This is a genomic window from Variovorax sp. TLI9-5A (genome assembly GCF_056867935.1).
In genome coordinates this window covers 2240387-2253332 of sequence record NZ_CP200310.1, presented here as the reverse complement: position 1 = coordinate 2253332, position 12946 = coordinate 2240387, and the positions used below count along the sequence as shown (strand labels likewise).

General features: G+C 60.0%; 16 protein-coding genes. 13 read left to right on the top strand and 3 right to left on the bottom strand.

What is annotated here, in order from left to right; all coding sequences use genetic code 11:
- Nucleotides 1-50: 50 nt before the first annotated feature.
- A complete protein-coding gene (locus tag AC1VNX_RS10840; protein ID WP_483156702.1) occupies nt 51-734 on the bottom strand; it encodes a response regulator in 684 nt (227 codons plus the stop codon).
- 495 nt (nt 735-1229) lie between these two features.
- Between AC1VNX_RS10840 and AC1VNX_RS10835 the strand changes: the two genes are divergently transcribed.
- The 12 genes from AC1VNX_RS10835 (at nt 1230) to AC1VNX_RS10780 (ending at nt 10111) form a co-directional block, all read left to right on the top strand.
- Nucleotides 1230-1718, top strand: coding sequence for a TcpQ domain-containing protein (locus AC1VNX_RS10835; RefSeq protein ID WP_483156701.1), 489 nt, complete (start codon nt 1230-1232; stop codon nt 1716-1718).
- A gap of 136 nt (nt 1719-1854) precedes the next feature.
- Entirely contained in the window at nt 1855-2175 is a 321-nt protein-coding gene (locus AC1VNX_RS10830) for a hypothetical protein (RefSeq protein ID WP_483156700.1), read from the top strand.
- A gap of 51 nt (nt 2176-2226) precedes the next feature.
- Nucleotides 2227-2742, top strand: coding sequence for a DUF2867 domain-containing protein (locus AC1VNX_RS10825; protein ID WP_483156699.1), 516 nt, complete (start codon nt 2227-2229; stop codon nt 2740-2742).
- Nucleotides 2743-2878: 136 nt separating this feature from the next.
- Nucleotides 2879-3310 (top strand): NIF family HAD-type phosphatase, encoded by a 432-nt coding sequence (locus tag AC1VNX_RS10820; protein ID WP_483156698.1) that lies wholly within the window; start codon nt 2879-2881, stop codon nt 3308-3310.
- Nucleotides 3311-3555: 245 nt separating this feature from the next.
- The gene (locus tag AC1VNX_RS10815) at nt 3556-4107 is read left to right on the top strand and encodes a hypothetical protein (protein WP_483156697.1); all 552 of its coding nucleotides are present in this window, start codon (nt 3556-3558) and stop codon (nt 4105-4107) included.
- Nucleotides 4108-4328: 221 nt separating this feature from the next.
- Nucleotides 4329-4796, top strand: a complete 468-nt coding sequence (locus tag AC1VNX_RS10810) for a hypothetical protein (RefSeq protein WP_426389142.1) — start codon at nt 4329-4331, stop codon at nt 4794-4796.
- Nucleotides 4797-4822: 26 nt separating this feature from the next.
- Nucleotides 4823-5194 carry a toxin-antitoxin system YwqK family antitoxin gene (locus AC1VNX_RS10805; protein WP_483156696.1) on the top strand — a complete coding sequence of 124 codons (372 nt, stop codon included), beginning with the start codon at nt 4823-4825 and terminating at the stop codon, nt 5192-5194.
- Nucleotides 5195-5281: 87 nt separating this feature from the next.
- On the top strand, nt 5282-5899 hold the full coding sequence (locus tag AC1VNX_RS10800; protein ID WP_483156695.1) for a hypothetical protein: 618 nt from the start codon (nt 5282-5284) through the stop codon (nt 5897-5899).
- Between the two features lie 91 nt (nt 5900-5990).
- Nucleotides 5991-6338: a hypothetical protein gene (locus tag AC1VNX_RS10795; RefSeq protein ID WP_483156694.1), complete on the top strand. Its 348-nt coding sequence runs from the start codon at nt 5991-5993 to the stop codon at nt 6336-6338.
- Nucleotides 6339-6778: 440 nt separating this feature from the next.
- Nucleotides 6779-7360, top strand: coding sequence for a DUF4304 domain-containing protein (locus tag AC1VNX_RS10790; RefSeq protein WP_483156693.1), 582 nt, complete (start codon nt 6779-6781; stop codon nt 7358-7360).
- Nucleotides 7361-7926: 566 nt separating this feature from the next.
- Nucleotides 7927-8538 carry a hypothetical protein gene (locus AC1VNX_RS10785; protein WP_483156692.1) on the top strand — a complete coding sequence of 204 codons (612 nt, stop codon included), beginning with the start codon at nt 7927-7929 and terminating at the stop codon, nt 8536-8538.
- Nucleotides 8539-8665: 127 nt separating this feature from the next.
- Nucleotides 8666-10111, top strand: a complete 1446-nt coding sequence (locus tag AC1VNX_RS10780; RefSeq protein ID WP_483156576.1) for an IS1182 family transposase — start codon at nt 8666-8668, stop codon at nt 10109-10111.
- Nucleotides 10112-10297: 186 nt separating this feature from the next.
- Here AC1VNX_RS10780 and AC1VNX_RS10775 read toward each other — a convergent pair whose 3' ends face one another.
- A complete protein-coding gene (locus tag AC1VNX_RS10775; RefSeq protein WP_483156691.1) occupies nt 10298-10885 on the bottom strand; it encodes a DUF308 domain-containing protein in 588 nt (195 codons plus the stop codon).
- Nucleotides 10886-11057: 172 nt separating this feature from the next.
- On the opposite strand from AC1VNX_RS10775, the gene AC1VNX_RS10770 reads away from it, so the two are divergent.
- Nucleotides 11058-12533 (top strand): HD domain-containing phosphohydrolase, encoded by a 1476-nt coding sequence (locus AC1VNX_RS10770; protein ID WP_483161930.1) that lies wholly within the window; start codon nt 11058-11060, stop codon nt 12531-12533.
- Here the strand turns inward: AC1VNX_RS10770 and AC1VNX_RS10765 are convergent.
- On the bottom strand, nt 12526-12834 hold the full coding sequence (locus tag AC1VNX_RS10765; protein WP_483156690.1) for a hypothetical protein: 309 nt from the start codon (nt 12832-12834) through the stop codon (nt 12526-12528). The genes AC1VNX_RS10770 and AC1VNX_RS10765 overlap by 8 nt on opposite strands.
- Nucleotides 12835-12946 lie beyond the last annotated feature (112 nt).

Genomic DNA, 12946 nt, shown 5'->3' with positions numbered 1-12946 from the left:
GGCATGCGGGTATCGCCACGTCGAAGGCCGCAAGGCGCGAAAAGATCAGCTCACCTCAGGCTGCTGATGAGCTGAGCCCGCGAGCGCATGCCGAACAGCAGCAACAGGGTCGACACATGGTTCTTGACCGTGCCCTCGGTCAGGCGCGAAAGCTGCGCGATCTCCTTGTTCGACTTGCCGGACAGCACCCAGTCGAGGATCTCGACCTGGCGCGCATTGAGCTGCGGCTGCACCTCGGCCGCAACCGGTGTCGCGCGGACGGCGACCATAGGTGCGGACTGCGAGGCCGGTTGGGCGACCAGATCGTTGTCCCTCACGTAGCGCAGCACTTCGCCCAGATGACCGGTCTTGGGCAGGAAGGCCTGCGCCCCGAGCGCCATCACACCCTGCATCAGCGCATGGCTGTCCTTGCCCGAGAGCACGACCACGCGCGATGCAGGAAAGGCGCGCCGAAAGCGCACCAGCGTATCCAGTCCTTGGGAATCGGGCAGATCGAGATCGAGCAGCACCAGGAGGTGCGACGAGATATGGAACTCGTACAAGCGCAATGCGTCGGCGAGGCTGCGTGCCTCGTGCACCGGCACGCTTGCGGTTTCCGCCAGCAGCAGCGCCCGAAGGCCAAGACGCACCAGCTCGTGGTCATCGACCACCAGGATGCCCCGCGCCGATATGGCGACACTGGCCTCGCTACGCAACGGTGCGGCATGCGAAGACAGTGATGCGGCGTTGGCCATGGTGCGGGCATCTTAGTTCTGATGTTTGCGAAGTCGAAATGACCAAAGTCATGAGGAACAGGGCGCTGTTGCTCGCAGCGGCTGTTGTGCCCCTGCCCCGGCGAAGCATGGACTCTGCGGATCTGGCTGGCGATCAAGTCGATCTCGCATTGCTCTCCAACGGTTCGGCACCAGCTCTCACAGAGGAGAGAAGCGTCGGAAGCATCGTCCTCATCGACTCCAGATGCCTGACCACGATGCCGGAGGAACTCGCCCTGCAGGAGCTCAGTTGCCTCGCAAAAAGGAAGGCATACGCAAGAAGACATATGCCTTCAGAGCGCTCCGCTTCAGCACGCATGAAGCACCCGACCCGCAGACCTGATGCCTCGCGTGCACGCCCGTGCTCGATACCGCCGGATAAAATGAGAGGCCGCTTCCCTGGCCACGCCCCACCGGGCTCTGCGCCGCTGCCCCTGAACCGATTTGCCAAACTCCTTGCATCCCACGGACTCGCCGATGAGAAAGGCTCTGTTCCGTCCTTCAATCTGGGTAGGCATCAGCATGAGCCTTGCCGCGACGCTCGCCGGCGCCACGGCCGGGGTTCAAGTGGAAAAAATATCGCGAGACATGCCCGCAGGTGTCGCGCTCCCAGGGCCGGATGAAGTTGTCCCCGCAAGTGCCGCAGCCATCACGCCCGCAGCAGAGGCCGCCTCTCTTGCCGATCGAAGAATCCGTGCGGTTCGCGCTCATTGGCCCATCGAGGATGAATCCTTGCGGCGCGTGATCATGCACTGGGGCTCCACCGTGGGCGTGGAGGTGCGCTGGGACAGCACTCGCGACTACACCCTTACACCCGAGGTGCGCGCCGGCAATTTCAGCGGGTCGTTCAAGGATGCGTTGTTTCAGCTCACGCAGAAGTATCAGATGCTGGATGCACCGCTGTTGCTCGAGTTCTCGGAAGACGGCACCGTTCTTCGTGTGAGCGATCAGGAAAGACCGCAGTAGGCTCTTTGCTCTTTGCTCCTTGAAGCGATGCATGAGCTGCATTCCGTGAGTGCGGCTCTGACTTTCCTTCAACTACAGTCGGAAGTGGGCGGACGCATGATGCCTCCCAACGTCCAACGTTCCACAAGGAGTTTCGATGAACTTCAGGCCGTCAAAGTCCGCACGTGCCCTGCCGGCGACCGCAACGGGCGCGCACGCCGTCGGTACAGCCGCAATGGGCTCCATCGTGATTGGCGCCGCAGCCCTCGGCGCCCTGGCCGTCGGGGCCTTGGCCATCGGTCGGCTCTTCGTGGGCCGGGCTCGAATCCGCCGACTGGAGATTGACGAACTCGTTGTTCGTCGCATTCGAATCGTTGAGCAACTGACGCCGCCGCCAACGTCGATGCCGGATAACGGCCTCGGTGATTCGAAGCCTGTCGGCGAGTCCATGAAGACACGGGCCGAGGCGTCAAAGTAGCCGCGACGATTACCGGTCATCAGCCTGGGCACCATGAACCCACCACGGAACATGACCTCCGCCAAAGCGCGCGCCGTACCCATGCCCTGCAACAGCGCGCTGACACCTCTCTACGCCGGTGCCGAGCTTCTGGACGCCTTTGCAATTCGACTGCCGGCAGAAGCAAGCAACGATCTGGAGGTGCTGGCACGCTTCGCGCTCGAGCGGCAAGCGGGGTGGATTCGTGCGCTCACGTTTGCACGCGATGTGGTGATGACGCCATTCGGCGTCAAATCGTCTCGCGCCGTCGGTCATGCCGGAAAGGCGCAAGGGCAGGTCATCGGCTTCTTCCCGCTGCTGTCAAAGAGCGCAACGGAGTTGATTGTGGGCGCGGACGACCGACATCTCGACTTCCGCGTCGCCCTGCAACTTCGTGCCGACGCGGCCGATGGACGCGAACTGCTCGCGGCGACGGTGGTGCATTGCCACAACCGGCTTGGACGCATCTATCTTGCAACGATTGCGCCGTTTCATCGCGTGATTGTGCAGGCGAGTCTGGAACGGGCGGTGAGAGAAATGAAGACTTGAGCACGCATTGGCGGTACGACGGCGGCTGCTTCCAGGCGTATCGGACGACAGCAAGGGTTTTTTGCACCTGCAACCTATCCGGCATTATTCGACCAAGACCAGACTTTCCCGTAGTCGATTGATCCATCGTCCATCCATGAAGAGCTACGTCCTTGCCCTCGATCTTGAAGGCACCTTGATCTCGAACGCCATGAGCCAGATACCGCGCCCGGGCCTGGCTGATTTCTTGACTCGTTGCGTTGAACTCTTTCCCCGCATCGTCATGTTCACCACAGTCAAGGAAGAGCGATTTAGAACGATCGCGAGCTTGTTGGTAGATGAGGGATTTGCGCCCGCCTGGTTTGCGGATATGGAATACATCACCTGGCACGGCGAGACAAAGGACCTCCGGTTTGTTCCTGGCGTGCATCCACACCAAGTATTGCTGGTCGACGATTTTGAGAAGTACGTTCATCCCGGACAAGAGGCACAGTGGATGCAAGTCGAACACTTCGACTATCCCTACAGCTCGACGGATACCGGCCTCGCCAAGATGCTGAGCGCACTGACGGGCCGTATTGATCGATGATCGTTGCGCATCTCTATGGCGAGAATTGGCTAGGAGCATTCGCTTTGCAGCAGCGTTCAATTCTTCGACTTCAACGATGGGATGGAAAATGCAAAATCTGAAGAATCAGTCGATGTGGACCAAGATCATCAAACGCATCAAACTGGCACTACTTCGGAGCGGGGCGAGGACTGACTGAGTCCGGCCAACAGCAGTTATGGGGTGCTACCCAGATCCATTTGCAAAAGACACGTGAGTTCAGATTCATGGCCGCATACTCCAGCCTCTATTTCACTGATTCGCCTTTGCCGCCACCATCTGGCAGCCTGGCCGACTCCAACGAGCCGTACCTTCAGTCAAGGTCTCACCTGCCGCTCTTTTGGCTTGCGATGTATGAACCAAGGGATCTGACGGTTCTTGCCGCAGACGAGAACGGAGACTCTTGGCCCTATCTCTTCAAGCGGCGGCTCGACGCGATAGAAATGCTTGCCTCTCGAGAGGGCTGGCTTGTCTCCCACTTCCCTACGCTAGATCGCGCATGGCTGAAGGCATTTCTGTCCATGCTCAGTCGAGTTTCTTCTGACTACGTTCACTTCGATACTGCGGATATCGGAGGAATGCTGGGATCAGCCGAAGACTGGCTGCCGAATCTTTCAGCCTATCTGAAGATATTCGACGTGCCCCGAGAGCAAGAAGACCAGAACGAATCGTGGAGGATATTTCGACAAATAGAAGGATCATTTTCTGGGGCCAGCGCGCATGAGTCTTGGGCTTTTTGCGGAACCAGTGATGATGGCAACATGGACTGGGAACGCTAAGCCGACATCAGATGCAACCCATCGGTGTGTATTTCGGCTTGTTTTGCGTGGCCTTCGGGCTTGAACCACCGGTTCTTGCCATTGGCTACAGTCGGCCACAACCAGACGTTCGCGGGAGCGGCCCAGTTCGGCCCACTGAGGACTCTCGCAGCGTAAACACAACAGGTTCCGGCGCGTCTGGCGTTGCAAGCAAGAAGCGCGTGCACACCAATCGGACCTGCATGAACAATCGGCAATCAACATTCTTAGATTCGAAGGGCTCAGTGGTGCCAACTATCCGCTTCTCAGCAATGGCCTCCGTATTCGACTTCCGCCGGTCTGACGAAGGCGAACTCGTTGAGGACCGAGGCGTTCTGCGAACGCTGCATGGACTCACCTATTCCGACGAATCTTTTTCTGACTATCTTCTGGACGGCAGCGAGACTCGAGAGCTGGCGGGCGTCGGCATCTCTGGAGGGGAACTGAAGTTTGAGTTCGACTCGCAGGTTGGGGGACTAGTGGCCCGCACGGAATATTCGGTTCCGCGCTTCCTGACCAAACCGGAGGTTGAAGTCTTGCAGAGGTACACGGTCGGCCAATGGAGCGATGGCATTGGTTCGAATTTCTTCCAGGAGCGGATGGCTGATGGTCTCGCACCGCAGGTTTTGATTTTCGAAGACCAGCCGGTTCGCGTCGACCAGCTCGGATAGCAGGCGGCCGGGTGCCAAGTCGCAAAATGGCCAAGACCGGACGTTCCCCACCGCCCGCCAGTTCGCCCGTCGACCGCAACAGCATGACCATCGAAGCTGACCTCGACATCGCCGAGATTCCCTACGAGTCGGGAGCCATCAGATTTCGCTATGCGAGGGTAATGGCAGCAGACCGAACTCGATGGATTCGGCACGGCCTCTTTATTGAGTACCATGAGAACGGCACAGTGATTTCCGAAGGCCAGTACGCTGATGGCAAGGAAGACGGGCTTTGGCACGACTTCCATCCGAACGGCCAACCTGCAGCAGAGGGCTGCTATCGCGCGGGCAAGGAGGTCGGCGTGTGGCGGTTCTGGAATGCCGATGGGACCGAAGAGCCCGGCACGAATTTCAACTGACGGCGGCGGATTCAACCGGTCGTTCGCCCGCAGCTCCCATTTCGCCTTAAAGCCGCCGAGGTTCAGTTGCCGCAGCGCCGTCCTCAAATGATCAAAGCACCCCCCTCCACCATTCCTGGCGACTCAGATATCTACGGAGCGTCGCCTTCCGTCGTATCCCTTGTGCTGAACGCGCGCCGTCTTTTTGATTGCAACTATGGCGCGCGATTCGATGAGAACACTGTCGTGCGGTTGGGGGCCGTAGTTGGTCTTCTTTTTCACAGTGCGCAAGTAGCTGAGTGGGATGACTCTGTGCTGGAGTCGTTTTTCAGACAACTGACACTGGCCCGCGTTGAAAAGCTGTATGCGATTCCTACCGGCTATGAATATGCGCGCGATTCCGATGCGGCCATGGAGATACTCGATTTCGAGCCACCGCTGCTCGGCGCCATCAACCCCACAATTGACGACTTCTCCAAAGTCCGGGGCGGGCAGATTGGGCTCTACAGCGGCAGTCATTTCCTCTTTTCGCCCTGCCTCAATTATTCTCTGCTCGACGTGAATGGTCAGTACACCATGATCCTCGGCCCGCGTAGATTCGTCGACAGCGCTTTCGGATCGACAGTTTCGGCAACTTGGAGTGAAATCAATCCGAACTCCGACATCGAGTCCTCCATCCTCTCCAAGCTTATAGACGCAAAAACGGCGTACGGCTATGGAACGTAGTGCGCAAGGGCCAGCGATCCAGCGTCCGGCTGCAGTCGATCAACGCAGGAGTCGGCCAGAACCAGACATTCAAAAGCAAGGCTCAGAAATCATGGATTCCGATGGTGCTATCCGGGACGCGGTCGAGCTTGGCGAGCGACATGGCCTTGCGTCGTTGGCCGGTGTTCAGAAGCTGGTGTTCGCAATCTCTGAGGCGGAGGTCTACTGTGACAAGGATGGCATCGACGGGTTGATTCATCGCTACGGAAGACCTGCCATGGGCACATTTGCCGAAGCCTTCGAAGCAGTCGGCGCGACCGAAATCGCGAGTGCCCTACTTGCCTTGACGAAAAATGGACCGATACCTGAGGCCCTGCTTGCGCGTGCGAACACGCTTATCACCGAGCGCCGGGGGTACGCCTACGAAAATCTCCAGGCCCTCGTCAGCCGTTCGGCCTGAGGTGCTCACCGGCCAATTGCGGCCAGAACCAGTCGATCGCGGACACCGCACAATCTGCTTGGAAGCAGTCATTCGCAATCGGTCAGAATCGCTGCACTTCGACCGCGCAAGGAGAGCGATTCGTGGCCTATGAGCATCAGTCAGGTTCGGATGACGGGCGCGTCGAGCTTCAAGTCGAGGCGTGGGAAGCACGAAACAGCCATTGGGTGTTTGCTCCGCGGCTTCGCTACACGAGCAGCGACAAGTTTCTCTTCAAACCCGAGGCAACGACTTGGTCTGCCGACAGTTCGACATGGACCGATGCCCAAGTGCGTATCGTGCTTCGCAGTGTCCGAGTATCTCAATGAGCCGCGTCCTTGAGATTGTGGAGGCGGCGATGCCGTGTTAGCGCATTGCCGCTGTGACTTACGCGTACTTGATGTTGGCTTGCTGGAGATGTCATGAAAGAGGTCTTGAAGAAGGTGGCACCGGGCCTTCGTGCAATCGGCTTTCGAGGCTCCGGCCAGAACTATCGGAAGCGGGAGGGGGACTTCGTCTTCGTCATCAACTTTCAGGGCAGCAGATGGGGAGACAACTTCTATGTCAACCTCGGAGCCCATCCCGTGTTTATTCCAGCCGAGGGAGATGCGGACCTATCGAAGTTGAAGGAACACGAGTGCATGCTGAGACGAAGGGTCGGCGATGACTGGCCGTGGCAAATGACCGACGAGCGCTCCGTCCAGCTTGAGGCCGAGATCCTGTCGGCACAGACCAAATTCTTTGGAAACGCGCAGACCTTGCGAAACGCGCTCGAAACCGACAGCCCAGATGACTTACTGCGGAAATTTGGCGCTGGAACGAGTAGGGCTCGCGCCACTCTTCATCTGTCCCGCGCGGCTGCAAGACTCGGCCACATAGAGTTGGCTCGTAGTCTCGTCAGGCTCGGTCTGGAATTGGCGGGCGACCGTGGCACCATGTTGAGAGTCGAGCTTGAACGCGTCCTCGGTGAATGCCCTTCAGCCGGCGCGACAAGCAGGCAATGATGCCTGCGAGCTCCGCTGGCTACTTCCAGACCCGGTCAGGACTGGACGCTTAGGCGGATCAGCAGTTTTCGTCCGGAATGCATGTGCCCGTAGAAAGGACCGAGGGAAAGTGGCCACCACTATGTATTGCTGGCGATGCAAAACCGATGTCCCGATTCTCACAGACGAGGAATATGAACAGGTATTCCCTAAGAGTTTCGTGGAGCAGATACGGGAACATCGCGAGAAAACAGGGGCTGACCTACGTCAGGCACAGGCGGAGGTTGGAGTGCAAGCACTAGCCACTTATAAGCGCATCACGGGATTCAAGGAGACTAATCTCTTGCTCTTTATCACCATCGCCTAAGCCTCTACGGACCTCCTTGCTCTGAATGCGGGAAGCCGCTTCGCACGCCCGCCGCGAACTACTGTGCCGCTTGCAGCGCGCCGCGCGCACATTCCGATGCGGCGCGATGACTCTCACTGAACACCCTACTTCGGCCACAACCAGACTTTGACCTTGAAAGTGAAATTCGCGCGATTGCGGACCCTCAGCGAAATCATTAAATCGATCAGGACATCACACCATGCTTCCCAAGACACACGCTGTCTCGGCGATCAAAAATTGGATGGTCATGCTTGCCGCCACTTTTCTCTCGATCGAGGCGCTTGCAGACTTTGATCCATCTGTGCTGGCAGCGTCGGATTCCGCGAAGATTGCTTGGCATCAAGTCGCCGCTCCCAGCGGGAACGTCTTGCTGATGCGCAGTGACGAAGGCACTTGTGCGATTCGATTCACATCTTTTCAGGCGGCTGGTGATTCCAAGCCTCCCACAACGTTCAGTTCGGGCGAGGAGACCTATTCGGCAGACTACGAATGGAGCTTTGCTGTCAAGCAGTCCAACACTGCAATCCAGTACGGAACTGGCCGTGCCACCCAGGGCGCGCTTTGGGGCATCGGGCGGTTGGCCTTTGGTGGTGGCCGCCCTTACGTTCGGTGCGGACCGATGAAGGCGTCTTGGCTGCCTCGTGCGTCGGTTTCTTTCTCGGACAAGGTGGCGTGCAAGTCCGCTGTTTATCAGCTCGCTCCAACACGATGGAAGAGCCTTTCAGAGGTGAAGCTTGACGACCCTGGGATAAGGTGGTTCGGATGTGACGAAGATCGAAAGCTGTTCTACATCCCTGATGGTGATCTCTGATCTGGGCGTAGCAACGACTGCTTTCTAGAAATCGGAGAGACTGCTTCGGGCCGAGGCTGTGTGAAAACGCTTCTCCAAACGCCGACCCAAAAATAAAATAAGGCACCCGTTCCCAGTGAGGTAGCCCATGAAGCGATTCATCGAAGGCGCAGACCGACATCAGGTCACGTTGTTGCCGGACTGCCTTGACGACTACATCGGCGAAGACAACCCGGTGCGCATCGTCGATGCGTTCGTCAACGAACTGAATCTGGGTGTTCTCGGCTTCGAAGGCGCCGATCCTGCAATAACTGGTCGCCCTGGGTACCATCCGTCGGTTCTGCTCAAGCTCTACATCTATGGCTACCTCAATCGCATCCAGTCGAGTCGCCGACTGGAACGCGAGGGCCAACGCAACGTTGAACTCATGTGGCTTACCGGCCGCTTGACCCCCGACTTCAAGACCATTGCTGACTTCCGCCGCGACAACGGCAAGGGCATCCGCAACGCGTGCCGCAGCTTCATTGCGCTGTGCCGGCACATGAAGCTCTTCTCGCAAGCCGTCGTGGCCGTCGACGGCAGCAAGTTCAAGGCCGTCAACAGCCGCGACCGCAACTTCTCGCCGGGCAAGATCGATGCACGCAAGGAGCAGATCGAGCAGAGCATCCAGCGTTACCTCGATGCATTGGAGACAGCTGATCGTATCCAGTCGGCCGACTTCGAAGCCAAGACGGATCGCCTGCAGGAGAAGCTCGCCAAGCTACGCGAACAGATGCGGCAGCTCGACGAGACAAAGGAACAACTCAAGAGCGAGCCAGGGCAGCAGCGCTCATTGACGGATCCCGACGCACGCTCGATGCTTCAGTCCGGCAAGAGCACAGGCATCGTTGGCTACAACGTCCAGACGGCGGTCGATACCAAGCATCACCTGATCGTCGCCCACGAGGTCACAAACATCGGCAATGACCGAACTCAGTTGACCAAAATGGCAGTGGCCGCACGCGAGGCGATGGGCAAGTCCAAGCTACAGGCCTTTGCCGACCGCGGCTACTTCAACAGCCTGGAGATCAAGGCTTGCGAGGATGCGGGAATCACGGCCTTCGTACCCAAGCCGATGACTTCCAACGCGAAGGCGCACGGGCGCTTCGGCAAGGCTGACTTCGTCTACATCGCGAAAGACGATGAATACCGCTGCCCCGCCGGTCAGCGAGCCATCTTCCGGTTCAGCAGGTTGGAGGACAATCTGGAATTGCGTCTCTACTGGAGTAGTTCCTGTCCAAACTGTGCCCTGAGAGATCAGTGCACCACCTCATCTGTTCGACGCATCCGGCGCTGGGAGCACGAAGCCGTAATCGACCGAATGCAGCAGCGCTTGGACCGCAAGCCCGATGCGATGACATTGAGACGATCGACCATCGAACATGTGTTCGGAACGCTGAAACACTGGATGGGATCGACGCACTTCCTGATGAAGACGATGGCCCACGTTGGGACGGAGATGAGTCTTCACGTGCTTGCGTACAACCTCAAGCGGGTGATGAGCGTGTTGGGGATCGCGAAAATGATGAAGGGGATGCGGCTGGCGGGGGCGTAAGTCTCCTCAGACTCTCGTTCACGCTTCGATGAGGCGCCGTGAGAGCTTCATAGTCGGTCTCGGACGCATATCGGCACCGATGAAGTCCGCTGATCTCAGCACGTCTTCGTTCACATGACGGCGTCGCGCGTTTCTACACAGCCTCGGCCCCAAGCTGCCGCCCAACACTTCTGCACTCTGTCGACATCAACCTCCCCCAGCAGCAAGCCCCCGAGCCCCCCGCCTGCGCTCCCGAACCAGAACCATCACCCCCGAAATCAAAAAGTACACCGCCCCCACCGCCGCATACCCCCCAATCGTCTGAAGCACAGGCGCACCACCACCCTGCTGGGCCACAAAGAACCCACCAGCCAGCGCAGACTGCGCCCCGCTCAGCATCATCACCCACTGCCCCCCGTTGTCCCTGCGGCGGCGAACGGCCGTAGCCAGTTGCAGCAGGCCTGCGACGATCGCCCAGGCCCCGAAGATCGCCAGAGCGATGTGCAGCTTGAACAAGAGGGAACTCGCAACAGCCAGCGTGACCAGCGCGCTGATCCAGATGTTGAGCAGCTGCGTGGCATTAGCTTTCGCACCGCCTGTCATCCTCACGTCCAGCAGGTTGGCGAACGCATCCCACGCGGGATAGACGATCAGCAGCACGGTCGCCAAGGCAGGCGACTGCTTCGCGACGGTGAAGACCGCCGCGACCCATGCGAACGAGAAGGCGGCACGGACGAGGTAGTAATTGCGCAGCCAGGCGGCTCGCCGGGATTCGGTTTTCAAGGCGTCGGACATGGTGATGAACGAATAGAAAAAAGAAAGAGAAGATCGCCATCCATCGAGTGAACGGCACGGACGCGGTCATTCTTTTCCCTCCGCGCCTCACGCGGTATCCGTCGGATGACCGACAGAGCCCCGGGGAACTGTGCGATGCTGAGTGCCCGCCGCCGCGATTCACGCCTGCCCCATGTCCGACGACACGACGACCATCACCGTTTTCGACGCAGTCCGCGCGCTGGCCTTCATCGGCGACCTGAGCATGGGGCAGCCGACCGATCACTCGCTGCGCACGGCCTGGCTCGCCGGGAAGATCGCAGCCGGGGCCGGGTGCGACGCGTCGCAGGTCGAGGCCGTGCAGCACGTCGCGCTGTTGCGCTGGTCGGGCTGCACCGCCAATGCGCAGGAGTTCGCCGATTTCCTCGAAGACGATGTGCAGGGCCGGCAGGCCCTGCTCGCATCGCGGGCACCCCGCATGCGCCAGCCGCACATCAGCGGGCCGGTGCCCGATGCGGTGCTGGCCATGGCCGACATCCATTGCGAGATTGCCGGCGACATCGCGAACACGCTGGGGCTGAGCCGCGAGACCGAGACGGCCCTGCGCGCCGTGTTCGAGGCTTACGACGGCAGCGGTGTGCCCGGCGTGCTTCAGGGCGAAGAAGTTCCGCTCGCGACCTATGTCGTGGCGCTGGCGAGCGATCTGGAAATCTTCGGGCGTCTCTACGGGATCGATGAAGCGCTCACCGTGGCGCGCGGACGCGCGGACAGCCTCTACCCGGCCTTCCTCGTCGACGCGAGCGCACCCTGTGCTGCAACATGGATGAAGGAGCTGGATTCCCCCGTCGCGCCTTGGACCGAGCCCGCAGAACAGCCCGCCTCGATGCTCCGACGCATGGGCCTGGAGCTGGTCGGCGACGTGATCGACCTGAAGCTGCCATGGATGACAGGCTATTCGCGCCGCGTGGCCCAACTGGCACGCGACTGCAGCGCACGGCTCGGCCTCGACGAAGCCACGTGCCACCGTGCGTACAAGGCCGGCCTGATCCACGGCATCGGCCGGGCGGCCGTTCCCAACGCGATCTGGAATGCGCCCGAGCCACTGCCGGCCTCGTCGCTGGAGCGCGTGCGGCTCGTGCCGTATTGGACTTCCCGCGCCGCCGGGCAAATCGACGGCCTCGCGGCCGAGGCGGAAATCGCATCCTTCGCCTTCGAGCGGCGTGACGGCTCGGGCCACTTCCGAGGCCGCTCGGGCTCGGCGATGCCGCTGGAGGGGCAGATCGTCGCCGCGGCCGAACAGTGGCAATCGCACCGCACCCGCCGCCCGTGGCGACCGGAACTCACGGAGGCGCAAGCGCTCGACTGCATGAAGGAAGATGCCAAGGCAGGCCGCTTCGATCAGGAAGTCGTCACGGCGCTGCTGGCATGCGTTCTGCCGGGCAGCGCCTCAAAGCCCGTTGCGCCGGCACAAGTCGACGCCTCCCTTTCCCAGCGCGAACTCGAAGTCCTGCGCTGCATCAGCCAGGGCCACAACACGAAGGAAGTCGCCCGTGTGCTGGGAATCAGCCCGAGCACGGTGCGCACTCATGTCGAGCGCGTGTTCCAGAAGCTCGGGTGCACGACCCGTGCGGCCGCGACGCTGAAGGCGGCGACCAGGGGGCTCATCTAGCAACCACGGCAACACGCAGCAACTGCAGCGTGTTCTCGGCCGCTTCGATGCGCCTGCGCAGTTCTTCGTTGACGACCCGCACCAGCGCGCTGAGTTCGGACCGGTTCGGGCAGACCTCTTCCGTATCGCTGACCTGCTGGGGCACGATGAGCTTTTCGAGGCCCGCATACGCTTGCCTCACCTCGTGAAGACTGTCTATGTCGTCGCAGGCCTGCAGCGTGAGCGATTCAACGCCAGCGGCTTCGGAAGAAGATTCGGGAAATGAAGAGACACGCGCGGACGCGCGGGCGGATGCAGCCATGAATGGCCTCCAAGACGTTCAGTTACTGAAAACAATGCCGCTGCGCCAAGGAGCGCTTGCGGCTTGCGTCGCAGAGATGCTTCAGGAGACCAATCCCGATCACGCCTTTTTC